Source organism: Gilliamella sp. A7, from assembly GCF_002142015.1.
GTDB classification, from domain to species: domain Bacteria; phylum Pseudomonadota; class Gammaproteobacteria; order Enterobacterales; family Orbaceae; genus Gilliamella; species Gilliamella apis_A.
Genome location: NZ_NASN01000023.1, coordinates 1 through 15690 on the forward strand (window position 1 = coordinate 1; position 15690 = coordinate 15690).

A 15690-nucleotide genomic window follows, 5' to 3' on the forward strand; every position below is an offset into this window, starting at 1 on the left:
CTAATAAACTCGATACTAATAATACCTGTTAAAAGAATGGTGCTTAAATTTAAAAAAATTAAAATCGTTTTAAGTAGAAAAAATCTCTAAACGATTATTGATAATACTTTTATCCTTAACTAATTCAAGTGAAACTAAATCACCTTGCCAATTGATGCCTAAAACTAACAACATTCCTTGAAAGTCATAGTAATAACGCATTTCATCTTCATAAATAGAATCTTTAAATATGTAATTATGATTAAACTGCTCTGTTAATTCAAATGGATGACCAATTTTAAACTCAAAACCAAGATAACTTAAAATTTGATTGGCTTTATCAACCAAAAAAGGATTCCCTACAACATCATCAATCGATAATACCGCAATATTTTCTGAAAGATAAAAAAATACAATTTGATAACCACAGACCTTGGCCATACCTTCTATTTCGGCATAAGAAAAATCATCAATTATCTGGTATTCATTTGTATTAAGAAATTGCTCAATATCAAGAGTTGTAAACCTTTGCTTTTTATACATATTGCCAATATCCTGATTCATTTTTTAATCCTTATTTTCAGAGAAAATAAGTTATTATTTTCTTTTTAATACCACTCGTAAATCATCACCGACAACGTCAATAGACTCAAATTGGAATTGAGGAGCGAATGAAAGTTTTTGTAGATTAGGTAATACGCACATATCTTGGGCATTATGACCTAGCAATTTAGGAGCATAATATATGATTAATTCATCAACCAGATCTTGTTCAATTAGCGCACCGGCTAAATGAGATCCAGCTTCAACCCACACAGAATTCATTTGTTGCTTAGCTAATATGGATAACAACTCTGATAAATCAACTTGATGATTAGTTGATGATTCAATGATAAGTTTGCTATTTGAAGATAATATTGGCAGATTTTGCTTACGAACAATCCAAGTTTCACCAGAATTGTTGAAAATATTTTCATTACCAATCATTTGATTTTGACTATCGATTATCACTCGTATGGGTTGACGAACTTCATCGAAAGGATAAATCTCCTTAATTGAATCAGGTAATTCATTATATCTAACAGTTAAACTGGCATTATCAGCTTGAACTGTTTTCCTTGTGCTCAATATACAACTAGCTTGAGCTCTATATTGTTGTACATCTTGTCTTGCTAATGCTGATGTGATCCATTTACTTTCACCGGAGGCCATAGCAATTTTACCATCCAATGAAGCTGCCATTTTAAGTTGGACGTATGGAAGGCCTGTCCGCATGCGTTTTAAAAAACCTTTATTAATTGCCTCAGCCTGCTCAGTTAAAATGCCGACTTGAACGTCAATTCCCGCATCTTTTAGTCGTTTAATGCCATTACCAGCAACGTTAGGATTAGGATCTTGCATAGCAATAATTACCCGCATTATGCCAGCTTGAATAAGAGCATCAGCACAAGGTGGAGTTCGGCCAAAATGACTGCAAGGTTCTAATGTTACATAAGCCGTTGCCCCTTTTGCTTGGTCACCAGCCATTCTTAATGCATAAACTTCGGCATGGGGTTGGCCAGCTTTTTGATGATAACCTTTGCCAATGATCTGATCATCTTTAACAATAACACAACCAACATTAGGATTAGGGGTAGTGGTAAAGCGACCAAGTTCAGCAAGCTCAATAGCTCGCTGCATATAATATAGATCTTTATCCATAGCTATCTTTTAAATTAAAATTATTTTTGTTGCAACTTCGCTATTTCATTACTGAATTGTTCAATATCATCAAAACTGAAATAAACAGAAGCGAAGCGAATATAAGCAACTTTATCAAGATTTTTGAGCTCTTCAATTACAAAATCACCAATTAATTTTGCTTGCACTTCACGTTCGCCGGTAGCTCTAAGTTTTGATTTAATACGCGTAATAGCATCTTCAATTGCATCAAAACTAACCGGACGTTTTTCAAGAGCTCGTTTTATACCATTACGAAGTTTTTCTTCATTAAAAGGTTCTCGAACCTTATTACTTTTAATAACATTAGGCATAATCAATTCAGCCACTTCAAAGGTTGTGAAACGCTCATTACATTCCACACATTGTCGACGACGACGAACTTGAAAACCTTCACCAACTAATCGAGAATCAATAACCTTTGTATCATCAGCATTACAAAACGGACAGTGCATAAATATATCCTGAAAACGTTTAACTTACATTACAATAGCTGAAATTATTATTTTAAACAAGATTTAAGCTAAGTAATATAAATTCTGCATACTATTTCTAACGGCAGTAAACTCAAATGAATGTTAATTTTCCGCCACCTATTCGGTGACGAAAAATTGATTTACCATGTTAATGATATTAAAAAATCGCGTAATTTTGCAAAATCATCAGGCATATAATGAGAAAGCAATGGCATCTCAGCCCTTTCAGCTAATGCTGATGGTAATGGAATAGACCTACCAAGAATATCTTCTACCACTTCTTTAAACTTGGCTGGATGTGCAGTTCCTAAAAATAAACCATACTCCCCATCTTGCAATTGATCGCGTAAAGCTCGATAAGCAATAGCACCATGAGGCTCAGATAAATAACCCTTTTTATCCAATTCTTGAACGGTTTGTACAGAAACCTCATCAGAAACAGCTGCATGACCTAATGATTTTAATACCCAACCTTCTCGTTGATAAATTTCCTCAATTCTTGGCCAGTTATTAGGTTGACTTACATCCATAGCGTTAGATAGTGTAGCTACAGTTTTATGTGGCTCCCATTTACCGGTTTCTAAATAACGAGGAACAGTATCGTTAGCATTAGTTGCTGCAATAAAACGTTTAATTGGTAATCCCATAGTTTTAGCCAGCAATCCGGCAGTTAAATCACCAAAGTTACCGCTTGGCACAGAAATAACTAATTGTTCTCGTTGTTTTGCTGTCAATTGAGCATATGCTTCAAAATAATAGCAAATTTGCGCTAAAAGCCGACTTATATTAATGGAGTTTGCTGAGTTTAATCCAATTTTAGTCTTTAACTCTTCATCATCAAACGCTTTTTTAACTAGCGCTTGGCAGGCATCAAAATCACTTTGAATAGCAATGGTGTGAATATTATCACCTAAAGTACAAAATAGTTTTTCTTGTAATGGACTAATTTTACCTTCTGGATATAGAATCACTACGCGAATATTCGGTAAGTGATAAAAAGCATGAGCAACAGCTGCACCTGTGTCTCCTGAAGTTGCCGTTAAGATTGTGATTTTTTTATCTGCAGCTACTTGAACTAATGCTTGTGCCATAAAGCGACCACCAAAATCTTTAAATGCTAATGTTGGACCATGATAGAGTTCAAGTGAACCAATATCATCTTCTACTGATTTGACTGGCGCCGGAAATTGGAAGGCATTTTGTACTAATCGATGCATATCGTTATCACTAATTTCATTACCAATAAAAGCCGCTAATATTTTGGCACTTCTAGTAACAAAATCCATATTTAACAATGACTCTATTTCTGCATCTGAAAATTTTGGTAATTGCTCTGGGAAAAATAATCCTTGCCCTTTACCTAATCCTTGTTGTACAGCCTGAGCAAAACTAACTTGTTCAGAATGATCTTTTAAGTTATACAATTTCATAATTTTTTCCAACTATTTTTATACTTTAATTGTTTTTTTTGATTTAATCTTATTGTTGAATTTAATAACAATTAACTTAAATCACTCTTGCACCTTGTGGATCTATTTTACAAATATGGGTAAAACCATCTTCATTTTGTAGATAAGAGCTTTTTAATAATGACTCTATCTGCTGTGCAGTTTCAAGATTATCCGCCACAACAAACATCGTCGGTCCAGATCCTGATATCCCTGAAGCTAATGCGCCAAGTTGTTTTACTTTCTTTTGTGTTTCATCAAAATTAGGTAGTAATTGTTTACGATAAGGTTCAGCAATATTATCAATTAACATTGCCGCAGCAAGTTTAGGCTGTTTAGTATAACAAGCATGTAAAAAACCACCGACATAGCGACCATGAGCAACACAATCAGCTTTTTGATATTGAGCAGGCAGAATAGCTCTGGCTTCTGCTGTAGAGACTTTAATACCAGGATACGCCATTACCCAATACCAATTTTCAAAGTGAGGAATCGACTCACTGATAACACCCATTTCATCGAGAATAAGTTGCATACCACCTAAATAACAAGGTGCTACATTATCATAATGCACACTACCAGATATACGCCCTTCTAGCTCTCCCATCATCGAAAGCATTTCAAACTCATTAAATGGTTCATTAAAAAACTTATTTAATGCAACAAAAGCACCAACTACTGAGCAAGCGCTTGATCCTAAACCAGAACCAATTGGCATATTTTTTTCAAGAGTTATACTCACAGGTAATGTTTTATTCATAGCCTTACAGAAACGCTGCCAACATTGATAAACAATATTGAACTTGGGATCTTTTGGCAGTTTTTTGACAAACTGCCCTTTGCAAGTAAGGTTAAACTCAGTTGCAGACTCAATAGTAATACAGTCACCTAACATTGCACCACTAATTGGATTGATTGCCGCCCCCAAAATATCAAAACCAACACTAATGTTTGCCATTGATGCAGGAGCATAAACAGTTAATGATTTATGACTCATTTAGCCTCCAATTTTTCCCGATGTGGTTCGAAGAATATCAGCAAAAACACCTGCTGCTGTTACATCATTACCTGCGCCATAACCACGTAATACTAATGGAATTGGCTGATAATACCTTGTATAAAATGCTAACGCATTTTCACCATTTTTAACTTTATAAAGTGGATCGTCTGCATCAACAGCTTCTATTTTGACATTACATTGACCATCATCAATACTACCTACATACCGTAATACTTTCCCCTCTTTAGCTGCTTTTTCTGATTTTTCTTTAAATTCAGCATCTAATTGTGGCAGTTTTGACATAAACTCATCAATATTACCTTGAGAATATTCCACAGGAAGAACAGATTCAACTTTAATTTGATCTAGTTCCAGTTGTAATCCTGCTTCTCTAGCTAAAATCAATAATTTTCTAGCTACGTCGGTCCCAGATAAATCATCACGAGGATCTGGTTCGGTAAAGCCTTTTTCTTTCGCCAATTTAGTCGCTTCTGATAATGACATACCTTCATCTAATTTACCAAAAATAAAAGATAACGATCCTGATAATATACCGGAAAACTTGATCAGTTCATCACCTGCATTAAGCAGATTTTGTAAATTTTCTATTACAGGTAAACCAGCACCAACATTGGTATCATATTGAAACTTACGCTTACTATTGGTCGCTTCTTGACGTAAGCGAAGGTAATAAGCCATTGAACTTGTATTAGCTTTCTTATTAGGTGTAACCACATGGAATCCATTGGCAAGGAAATCAACATATTTATCTGATACGTCACTACTTGAAGTGCAGTCAACTAGAATTGGATTAAGTAATCGGTTGTTTTTAGCAAAATCAATAATACTATTTAAAGTATAATTTGTGTCACTTTGTTTTATTTGATCACGCCAATTAACTAAATCAATACCATCACGATTAAGTACAGAATGTTTGGAATTGAATAACCCGCAAACTCGTAAATCGATCTGTTTATTTTTAAGCCATTTTTGTTGACGACCAATTTGATCAACCAATGCTCCACCAACACCACCAACACCAATAACAAAAACATCTAACATTTTATCTGTACCAAAAAGCATTTGGTGCGTTACACGTACCCCCATTACAGCAACATCATTATCAACCACAACCGAGATTGAACGTTCTGATGAACCTTGTGCAATTGCTACGATGTTTATATTGGCTCGAGCTAATGCAGTAAAGAAATTAGCCGATAAACCACGTAATGTCCGCATACCATCACCAACAACAGATATAATTGCCAATTTGTCAATCACTTCGATAGGTTCAAGTAAGCCATCTTTTAATTCTAAATAAAATTCATCACTTAATGCCTCTTCAGCACGGTATAGTTCGGTTTGAGGAACACAAAAACTAATACTATATTCTGATGATGATTGGGTAATCAGTACTACCGAAATACCAGCATAAGTCATAGCCGAAAATACCCGAGCAGACATACCAACCATACCTTTCAGCCCTGGCCCTGATACATTAATCATCGCCATATTATTTAAATTAGTTATACCTTTTACTGGAGTAGAACTATCCACAACATTGGCACCAATTAAAGTTCCCGGAGCATCTGGATTATTGGTATTTTTAATTAAGCATGGAATTTGAAATTGGGCAATTGGTAAAATTGTTCTTGGATGAAGCACCTTAGCACCAAAGTAAGATAACTCCATCGCCTCTTGATAAGACATAGTTTTTAGTAATTTAGCATCTGGTACAATTCTTGGATCACAAGTATAAACCCCATCAACATCGGTCCAAATTTCACAGCTATTTGCACGTAAACATGCTGCTAATACTGATGCAGAATAATCAGAACCATTACGACCAAGAACAACTAATTCACCTTTTTCATTTCCAGCAGTAAAACCTGGCATTAAAATAATATTTTCTTGTGGAATACGCATCTCACTGATTCGATGAGACGATTCAACGATATCAACTGTTGACTCTAAATAATCGCCTTCGGCAATTAACATTGCTACAGGGTTAATTACAGTTACCGCATGACCTTTTGCTTTTAGCACTTCTTGCATGATTGCAATTGAAAGTTTTTCTCCACGGCAAATAATAGTTGCATTGATACTGTCAGGACATTGACCTAATAACCGAATACCTTCTAACAATTGTTTGACATTATTTAACTCATTGAGTGCAAATTTTTTCATCTCTTCATAAGCAAAATTAGGCAGTGCTTGTGATATTCCTGCTAAGAGATCCGCAAAGATTTTTTCTGCATCATAAATATTTGTTTGTATATCTTGCCGTGCCACAGTTTTTTCAACCATTGCGACTAAATGATTGGTAATTTTAGCTGGTGCAGATAAAACTGTTGCTGTTTGTTCTTGTTTAGCATTATTCTCAATAATCTCTGCTACACGCAAAAAGCGTTCTGCGTTAGCAACAGATGTTCCTCCAAATTTTAAAACTTTCATATCACACCTTACTTATTTTTCTAATTTATGCCAATGACAATTCAAAATGCAATTTTTTTAAATCACTTATAAAATCAATATTTTGAATTCTTTTTTTCTGTTATTAATGTTTTTGAACATTTTTTATTTTATAAAACAAAAAACCCGCCTTTTCTGGCGGGTTTTTCGATATTTTTTAAGGAAAAATCAACCCGCCCTATAATTAATAATAGTGCCGGTGGTACCAATAATACTTGAAATCATCATCACAATTTTCATCATTTTACCTAAAATAATCCCTAAACAAAACAGCCCGACATTTTCATGTCAGGCTGTAAAAATTAAAAAACTTTTTTGCTGTTTTCGTATTCGTTCACTACCTTATTTAAGGCTTGGTAGATACTTTCTGCATCCTGTTTTTTTAATGCTTCATCAAGTATATTGAGATACGATAACATTAATTTTTGATTGTCTTCAGCAAATTGTGGCGAAACTTCCTGATCTTCATATAACATGACATAAGTACGCGCAAACCCAAAGATCAAAAAATAAACTGATGCATTTTTCGGATCATCTTGGATTAGAGTCCTCATAGCCTTACGTAGTTTTACATACGAATCGGTACCAGGTAAGCTTGTCGCAAATGTTTTTGTTACGTCTGAAAATGTCATTGCTAAAACCTCAATCAAAATCACAAGCAAAAAGAATAGCAATCCATTAGCATAAGTGCAAGTCTATTTTGATTTTCAATTCTATTTTTTTATTATTTTTTATTTAACGCATTGATATATCAATGTCAATTTAATTTAATATTAAACTTGTTTACAAACAGCTAACCCAGCTGAAGCTTGGGCAACTGGCATAATTTCAATTGAATTCACATTAAAATGAGTAGGTGTATTTATTAACCATGACACAGTATTAGCAATATCCTCAGGAGTAATAGGATCAACACCTTTATAAACTTCTGTAGCTTGTTCTTCGTTACCATGGAATCGTACATTTGAAAATTCCGTACCACCACATAATCCAGGTTCAATATTTGTCACTCTGATTTTTTTACCTAATAAGTCTGTCCGTAAATTAGCGCTAAATTGCTTAACAAAAGCTTTAGAAGCACCATAAACATTACCACCTTTATAAGCATAAGTACCCGCTACCGATCCAAGATTTATTATGTAACCATAATTACGTTCAACCATACTTGGTAAAATTTGATGAGTTAGATGAATTAAGCCAATAATATTTGTTTGAATCATGGTTTCCCAATCATTATAGTTCGCCTCATAAGCAGGTTCTAATCCCAATGCCAATCCAGCATTATTGATTAATATATCAATTGATTGAAATTCTTTAGGTAGTTGCAATAAGATGGTTTCGACTGCATCTTTTTTGGTAACATCAAACGTTAAAGGTAAAAAATTATCCCCTAACTCATCAGCAAGTTTCTGTAATTTATCACCCCGTCTAGCTGCACCTATGACTTTATAACCGTCAGCAATAAGTTTTCGACAAATAGCTTGACCAAAACCAGAAGAAGCACCAGTAACTAAAGCGATGTTCATATTCAATCCCCTTTACTCATGATAATTGTCTGAATTTATCTTTATAATATTGAAATAAATGATAAATTATTCTGCATTAAATATAAAAAAACCCGCTATATAACGGGTTGATATCGAATATTTCATTTAGCTGGTTCTTCGGAAAACTCTTCATCTTTCAAAGGAACAATCAACGTATCAATATGGGTATTATTAATCAGTTGACGAGCAGAAGACATTAATTTACTCCAGAAATCTTGGTGATGACCACAAACAACCAGATCTGCGCCATATTCATGGATAGCTTCAATTAATACTTGGCCGAATTCACCATTGCCAGAAAGAGTGTGTGCAATAGGATAACCAGCATCATCAGCAAGTTTATTTAATGCAATATGAGCATCTTCAGTGATACGATCTTTCATATCATTCATATTAATATCAACTAAACCAGTATAAAGATCTGAATAGTTGATACCAACGTGAATTAGTGATATTTGAGCATTATATGGTCTAGCCATAGAGACTGCTTTTTCAACAAGAACTTCACTTTCTGGTGATAAATCCACTGCGACTAAAATATGTTTATAAGCCATAATATTCACTCCTTCCTATTTTTGACGCTCAAATTAAATTAGAATTTATACTTCCTTTTTACTACTAAATTAATTTTTGAGCAAGCCAAAATAGTGACCCAGATAACAAAATTGAAATTGGCAAAGTAAGAATCCAAGTTAATGCAATATTTTTAATTGTTTTACTTTGTACCCCACCACCATCAACAATCATCGTACCAGCGACAGATGAGGAAAGAACTTGAGTCGTTGATACAGGCATACCCGTATAACTTGCTATCCCGATTGATAACGCGGTCGTAATTTGTGCAGAGACACCTTGAGCATAAGTCATCCCTTTTTTACCGATTTTTTCACCAATGGTCACCGCAACCCGTCGCCAACCAATCATAGTACCTACAGCAAGCGCTGAAGCTACACCGATAATAATCCAAACTGGCGCATATTCTACAGTTTTTAATAAATCATTATTTAATGATTTTAAGTATTGCTTATCTTCTGCAGGTACATTTGGTTGTTTAGCAACATGAGATACCGTATCAGATAAACATAATAAAATACGTCTAGCCTGAGAGCGTTGATCTACGTTAAGCGAACCATAATCATTCATTTTATTAAACAAATTATTAGCAATCCCTAATGTAGTAAACGAACGAGAGTAATCACAATGATATTGATTTAAATCATTTACAGGAATAGAAGTATCTGCAGCAGACTGTTTTCCTATTACAGTATTAAGTTCATCATTATGAGTAATAAAATATTCTTCAATATTATGAATGGCATTTCTGGTATTAGTAATTTCATAGGTTGATGCTCCCATATTTACAATAAATCCAGCAGGTGCAATTCCCATCAATACTAACATTAATAAACCAATACCTTTTTGTCCGTCATTAGCGCCATGAGAAAAACTTACCCCAGCAGCAGAAATGATCAACATTATGCGAATCCAAAATGGTGGTTTTTTCTTACCATAGAGTTTTTCACGTTGTTCTGGCGTCATAAAAATACGCTCTCTTTTTTTACTACGTTTTTTACTTTGACCTTTACGAGTCCAATATTTCCGAAGTAAAAAAATCATTAATCCGGCTATCACAAGACCAACAACAGGCGAAATGATTAATGATAAAAAGATTTGGATCATTTTAGGAATATTAAGTGCATCAATAATAGATGTATCCATAATAAATGCATTAGCTAATGCAACACCAATAATTGCACCAATTAAAGTATGTGAGCTTGATGCTGGTATACCTACATACCATGTACCTAAGTTCCATATAATAGCGGCAAATAAAATCGAAAATACCATTGCCAGACCATGTGCAGAACTTACATTCAATAATAAATCAGTAGGTAAAAGATGCACAATTGCATAAGCAACACTAAGTCCACCAAGCAATACCCCAAAAAAGTTAAACATACCAGCCATAAAAACAGCAAGCTGTTCTTTTAAGGCTCTAGTATATATTACTGTCGCAACTGCATTTGCGGTATCATGAAAGCCATTAATTGCCTCGTAAAAAAGAACAAAAAATAGTGCTAAAACTAGTAATATAATGGTTGAAAAGTCTAAATCAGCAAATAGATGAAACATAATATATCTTTCTGTTGTTAATAGCGGCTCTATTATCCTTGAGAATACCACAATGAGCAAAACAATTTTTACATTTTTCGTTTCGCATAATGAGAAGCTAATACAGCACAGATCATTAATTGAACTTGATGAAAAATCATTAACGGCAAAATCATTATTCCAGTTATAGACATGGGGAAAATCACACTAGCCATAGGAATACCACTTGCAAGGCTTTTTTTAGAGCCACAAAATACAATTGTGATTTCATCTTCTTTACTAAATCCGAATAATCTCGCGCTATAAGTAGTAATTAATAACACGATGGTTAATAAAATTATCGAATAAAAAATAATTTCTAAAAGAGATAAAAAACTAACTTTTGCCCAAATACCATTAACTACCGCATCACTAAAAGCAACATAAACAACTAATAATATTGATATACGATCAGTTTTTGAAATAACACTTTTATATTTATCCACCCATTTGCCAATAAAACGTCTAGATAAATGACCAACCACAAAAGGTAACATTAGTTTAAGCATAATAGATTCAATAGCATCTAATATATTCATCGAAGCAGCAGCTTGAGTATGCATTAACAGGCCAACTAATACAGGGGTAATAAATACACCTAATAATGTCGATGCCGATGCGCTACAAATCGCTGCAGCCACATTCCCCTTTGCTATTGATGTAAAAGCAATTGCAGATTGAACCGTAGCAGGTAAAACACAAAGATAAACAAAGCCTAGATAAAGATCTTCAGATAAGAAAGTTGGTACAAGGATTTGCATCATTATCCCTAGAATAGGAAATACCACGAAAGTAATAACAAATATCAATAAATGCAATCGCCAGTTTTTTATACCAATAATTATCGCATCAAATGACAGTTTTGCTCCATGCATAAAAAATAATAGGCCAATAGCAAAAGTGGTGAGATCCTCAAAAACAACCTTAGCTTGTCCTTCACATGGAAAAATACTTGCCGTCATCACAACACAAATTAAAATCAGCAAGAATGAATCAATTTTAAAACGTTGAAGTATATTCATGATATTAGTTTGATTATTAGTTAAAAAAATCGCCACAAAAAGTGGCGATATATCTAAAATTATGCTGTTATTCTAGGAAGCTTCGCAGTACATCAGATCGGCTTGGATGACGTAATTTACGTAATGCTTTAGCCTCAATCTGACGAATACGTTCACGCGTTACATCAAATTGTTTACCTACCTCTTCAAGAGTGTGGTCAGTATTCATATCAATACCAAATCGCATACGTAATACTTTCGCTTCACGAGGTGTTAAGCCAGATAAAATATCACGTGTTGCACTACGCAGACTTTCAGATGTAGCGGCATCTAATGGTTGCTCAAGTGCTGTATCCTCAATAAAATCACCTAAATGTGAATCTTCATCATCACCTACTGGTGTTTCCATTGAAATAGGCTCTTTAGCAATTTTCAATACTTTACGAATTTTTTCTTCAGGCATTTGCATGCGCTCAGATAGTTCTTCTGGTGTTGGTTCACGACCAATTTCTTGTAACATCTGACGTGAAATTCGATTTAGTTTATTGATTGTTTCAATCATATGCACTGGTATACGTATTGTTCTTGCTTGGTCAGCAATTGAACGAGTAATTGCTTGTCGAATCCACCAAGTCGCATATGTAGAGAATTTATATCCTCGACGATATTCAAACTTGTCAACAGCCTTCATCAAGCCAATATTACCTTCTTGAATAAGATCTAAGAACTGTAAGCCCCGGTTAGTATATTTTTTCGCTATTGAAATTACCAAACGTAAGTTGGCTTCTACCATCTCTTTCTTAGCCCGTCGAGCTTTTGCTTCACCAATAGACATTCGTCTATTAATATCTTTAATTTGCTCAATAGAAAGATTCGTTTCTGTTTCTATTTGTTGTAAACAGTTAATTTCAGCTTCAATTGGCGCTTCAAATTCCATTAAATTAGTAGCAAAAGCACTTTTACCAGTAACAGCTTTTTTATACCAACTCATGTTATTTTCGTTGCCACTAAAATGCGTCATAAATTGTTTTTTCGGCATTTTGCACTGTTCAACACAGATCTTCATAATGACACGCTCATGTGCTCTTACGCGATCCATCATGCTTCTCATGTTATTAACAAGAATATCAAATTGTTTACCTACTAATCTGAATTGTTTGAAAACTTCAGATAAATTTTCAATTTCTTGCTGTGCTTTTTTATGGGCTCGGCCATATTTTTTTATTGCTTCTGAGGTTTTATCATGCTGTTCTTTAAGTTCAGAAAATTTGGCTCTTGCCACTTCAGGATCAATTGAAACATCATCATCAGCTGAAGAATCGCCATCTTCTTCACTTTCATCATCGCTATCATCAATATCGATTTCAGCTTCACTCTCTTCCAACTCTTCTGGAAGCTCTTCAGATGATTCTTCCGCATTAGGATCAACAAAACCAGTGATAAGATCTGATAAGCGAACCTCGCCACTTTCCACTAAATTATATTGTTCTAAAAGATAAGTAATCGCTTCTGGATATTCTGATACAGATGTTTGAACTTGATTAATACCATCTTCAATACGTTTTGCAATATCAATTTCGCCTTCACGGGTTAATAGTTCAACTGCACCCATTTCACGCATATACATACGGACAGGATCTGTCGTTCTGCCTATTTCTGATTCTACATTAGATAATACTAATGCTGTAGCTGCTTCAACGGCCTCTTCATCCGGAACATTATCAGAAAGTAATAGTTCATCTGAATCTGGGGCTTCTTCAAGTACTTGAATGCCCATATCATTGATCATTTGGATAATATCTTCAATCTGATCTGAATCAATGATTTCTTCTGGCAAGTGATCATTGACATCAGCATAGGTCAGGTATCCTAGCTCCTTTCCTCGGATGATCAGGAGTTTTAACTGTGATTGAGAATTTTGCTCCATAAAGGTATCCACATTTAGTTATTCGGTCATGTATATTATATATGTAGAATTGCAAATAATTTTCTACATATACCCTGTATATTTAGTCTTTTTTTGATAAAACAAGTATTAATGTCGCTAATTCTTTTTTCTCTGCGGTACTTAATCCGGAGACTCTTTCTTTTGCGATCAGTTCATCTTGCCTTTGGGCGAGTATATTATCATATAACTCTTTTAAAGTATGAGAAAAAATTGACTCTATTTCATCATCTTGGTAATGGTACTCCCATGTAGCTAAACGATTTAGCTGTTTATAAAATGGCCGACTGATACACTCAGTTAATATCTGTGCTGTAGTTATATTTGGGTATTGTTGGCATAATTCAAGTAGTTCAATAAATATATCTATACCAGCTAAATTAACTTGTCGCATAACATTAATATCTGCAACCATTTTAGCCATATTCGGATATTGCAATAATAAACCAATCAAAATCCGCATGGTCGTTAATTTCATCTGCGGTGCAGATATCAGTTCAATAGGTTTATTTTCACCTTTATTTTGATTAGCTGCAATGAGCTGTTCTATTTGTGATATATCAAGTAAACCTAAGTAACGACCTAATTCCTGAAGTAAATTAAGTCTGAATGCTTTTGCTTTGACTTGCTCAAGCAAAGGTATGGCAAGCGAACTCAATTTAGCTTTACCTTCAGCGGTTTTTAGATCAACTTGTTTTAATAATTCATCAAACAAAAATTCAGATAGATTAGGTGAATTTTTTACATAATCTTCAAAACCATCTTTACCAACTTTACGCACAAAACTGTCCGGATCCTCATCTTGTGGTAAAAATGCGAAAGTGATTTGTTTACCATCAATCAAACAAGGTAGTAATACGTTAAGTGCTCGCCAAGCAGCACTTCGTCCTGCATTATCACCATCATAACAAAATATGACAGAATCAGTTGCTCTAAATAATAATTTAATATGTTCTTCAGAGGTTGATGTACCCAATGCAGCAACTGCATAATCAATACCGTATTGGGCCAGTGAAACGACATCCATATATCCTTCAACCACAATCAGCTGCTCAGGATTTCGATTAACCTCTTGCGCTTCATAAAGACCATACAATTGGAAACCTTTATGAAAAATAGGCGTTTCGGGTGAATTAATATATTTAGCTGAATCATTGATAATCGTTCTACCACCAAAAGCAATGACATTACCTTGTCTATCGCGAATTGGAAACATTATACGACCACGAAAACGATCATATTGGTTACCACTATCATTGGTAACTAACATGCCAGCTTGATTATATAATTTCGTTTCAGCTTTAGTTTTTACTACATTTTGTGAAGTTAAACGCCACTCATTAGGAGCATAACCTATTTTATATCTAGTTATAATTTCTTGATTTAAACCACGTTGCTCAAGATACATATGAGCATCTTTTGAAGTTGATAAAGCTAGTTGTTGTTGGTAGAAATCGGTGATTTTTGCCATCAAGGAATAAAGATCACGACGCAAATTACGCGATTCAATTTGCTTTGATTGATCAGCTTGATTACTATCACCTTCCGTGTAAGGAACACGAATGCCTTGCATACTAGCAATTTCTTCAATGGCTTCAGGAAAGGTTAATCGTTCATACTGCATTAAAAAATTTACAACAGAGCCTGATGCACCACATCCAAAGCAGTAGTAAATTTGTTTTTTTTCATTTAATGAAAAAGAAGCGGTTTTTTCATCATGAAAAGGACAACAACCGAAATAATTATTTCCCTTTTTTTTCATTTTAACACGCTTACCTATCACATCAAGAATACTTGTGCGGGCAAGCAAATCTAAAATAAAATCGCGAGGAATAAGACCTTTCATGATAAAATTCAACCAATTACGGCATTATGAAAAGACAACAAGCCGTAATAATAATACGGCTTGTTAAAATTGTTTATATCTAAAATATAAATGAATTGTTTTTTAA

Annotated in this window: 13 protein-coding genes; all 13 read right to left on the bottom strand. The window is 34.2% G+C overall.

Going from position 1 to position 15690, the window contains the following annotated elements; all coding sequences use genetic code 11:
• Positions 1–69 precede the first annotated feature (69 nt).
• The 13 genes from B6D18_RS07215 to dnaG all read right to left on the bottom strand — a co-directional run bounded on the left by B6D18_RS07215 (position 70) and on the right by dnaG (position 15584).
• A complete protein-coding gene (locus B6D18_RS07215) occupies positions 70–543 on the bottom strand; it encodes a hypothetical protein (protein WP_086363833.1) in 474 nt (157 codons plus the stop codon).
• Positions 544–576: 33 nt separating this feature from the next.
• On the bottom strand, positions 577–1680 hold the full coding sequence (gene ribD, locus B6D18_RS07220) for a bifunctional diaminohydroxyphosphoribosylaminopyrimidine deaminase/5-amino-6-(5-phosphoribosylamino)uracil reductase RibD (RefSeq protein WP_086363834.1): 1104 nt from the start codon (positions 1678–1680) through the stop codon (positions 577–579).
• Positions 1681–1700: 20 nt separating this feature from the next.
• Positions 1701–2153: a transcriptional regulator NrdR gene (gene nrdR, locus B6D18_RS07225; protein ID WP_086363835.1), complete on the bottom strand. Its 453-nt coding sequence runs from the start codon at positions 2151–2153 to the stop codon at positions 1701–1703.
• A 161-nt stretch (positions 2154–2314) separates the two neighbouring features.
• Entirely contained in the window at positions 2315–3604 is a 1290-nt protein-coding gene (gene thrC, locus B6D18_RS07230; RefSeq protein WP_086363836.1) for a threonine synthase, read from the bottom strand.
• Between the two features lie 76 nt (positions 3605–3680).
• Entirely contained in the window at positions 3681–4619 is a 939-nt protein-coding gene (gene thrB, locus B6D18_RS07235) for a homoserine kinase (protein ID WP_086363837.1), read from the bottom strand.
• On the bottom strand, positions 4620–7076 hold the full coding sequence (gene thrA, locus B6D18_RS07240) for a bifunctional aspartate kinase/homoserine dehydrogenase I (RefSeq protein ID WP_086363838.1): 2457 nt from the start codon (positions 7074–7076) through the stop codon (positions 4620–4622). It lies immediately after the preceding gene.
• A gap of 320 nt (positions 7077–7396) precedes the next feature.
• Complete coding sequence (locus B6D18_RS07245) at positions 7397–7726, bottom strand: hypothetical protein (protein ID WP_034901131.1); 330 nt, start codon at positions 7724–7726, stop codon at positions 7397–7399.
• A 141-nt stretch (positions 7727–7867) separates the two neighbouring features.
• Positions 7868–8620, bottom strand: a complete 753-nt coding sequence (locus tag B6D18_RS07250; RefSeq protein ID WP_086363839.1) for an SDR family oxidoreductase — start codon at positions 8618–8620, stop codon at positions 7868–7870.
• Between the two features lie 122 nt (positions 8621–8742).
• Entirely contained in the window at positions 8743–9195 is a 453-nt protein-coding gene (gene uspA / locus B6D18_RS07255) for a universal stress protein UspA (protein WP_086363840.1), read from the bottom strand.
• Between the two features lie 64 nt (positions 9196–9259).
• On the bottom strand, positions 9260–10774 hold the full coding sequence (gene pitA, locus B6D18_RS07260) for an inorganic phosphate transporter PitA (protein WP_086363841.1): 1515 nt from the start codon (positions 10772–10774) through the stop codon (positions 9260–9262).
• A 68-nt stretch (positions 10775–10842) separates the two neighbouring features.
• Complete coding sequence (locus B6D18_RS07265; protein WP_086363842.1) at positions 10843–11814, bottom strand: bile acid:sodium symporter family protein; 972 nt, start codon at positions 11812–11814, stop codon at positions 10843–10845.
• A 67-nt stretch (positions 11815–11881) separates the two neighbouring features.
• The gene (gene rpoD / locus B6D18_RS07270) at positions 11882–13720 is read right to left on the bottom strand and encodes an RNA polymerase sigma factor RpoD (protein WP_086363843.1); all 1839 of its coding nucleotides are present in this window, start codon (positions 13718–13720) and stop codon (positions 11882–11884) included.
• Positions 13721–13802: 82 nt separating this feature from the next.
• Positions 13803–15584 carry a DNA primase gene (gene dnaG, locus B6D18_RS07275; protein ID WP_086363844.1) on the bottom strand — a complete coding sequence of 594 codons (1782 nt, stop codon included), beginning with the start codon at positions 15582–15584 and terminating at the stop codon, positions 13803–13805.
• Positions 15585–15690: the final 106 nt, after the last annotated feature.

Bases quoted from the DNA above. Each gene is read 5' to 3' on its own strand.
- B6D18_RS07215 (WP_086363833.1), bottom strand. From the start codon at position 543: ATGAATCAGGATATTGGCAATATGTATAAAAAGCAAAGGTTTACAACT.
- ribD (WP_086363834.1), bottom strand. From the start codon at position 1,680: ATGGATAAAGATCTATATTATATGCAGCGAGCTATTGAGCTTGCTGAA.
- nrdR (WP_086363835.1), bottom strand. From the start codon at position 2,153: ATGCACTGTCCGTTTTGTAATGCTGATGATACAAAGGTTATTGATTCT.
- thrC (WP_086363836.1), bottom strand. From the start codon at position 3,604: ATGAAATTGTATAACTTAAAAGATCATTCTGAACAAGTTAGTTTTGCT.
- thrB (WP_086363837.1), bottom strand. From the start codon at position 4,619: ATGAGTCATAAATCATTAACTGTTTATGCTCCTGCATCAATGGCAAAC.
- thrA (WP_086363838.1), bottom strand. From the start codon at position 7,076: ATGAAAGTTTTAAAATTTGGAGGAACATCTGTTGCTAACGCAGAACGC.
- B6D18_RS07245 (WP_034901131.1), bottom strand. From the start codon at position 7,726: ATGACATTTTCAGACGTAACAAAAACATTTGCGACAAGCTTACCTGGT.
- B6D18_RS07250 (WP_086363839.1), bottom strand. From the start codon at position 8,620: ATGAACATCGCTTTAGTTACTGGTGCTTCTTCTGGTTTTGGTCAAGCT.
- uspA (WP_086363840.1), bottom strand. From the start codon at position 9,195: ATGGCTTATAAACATATTTTAGTCGCAGTGGATTTATCACCAGAAAGT.
- pitA (WP_086363841.1), bottom strand. From the start codon at position 10,774: ATGTTTCATCTATTTGCTGATTTAGACTTTTCAACCATTATATTACTA.
- B6D18_RS07265 (WP_086363842.1), bottom strand. From the start codon at position 11,814: ATGAATATACTTCAACGTTTTAAAATTGATTCATTCTTGCTGATTTTA.
- rpoD (WP_086363843.1), bottom strand. From the start codon at position 13,720: ATGGAGCAAAATTCTCAATCACAGTTAAAACTCCTGATCATCCGAGGA.
- dnaG (WP_086363844.1), bottom strand. From the start codon at position 15,584: ATGAAAGGTCTTATTCCTCGCGATTTTATTTTAGATTTGCTTGCCCGC.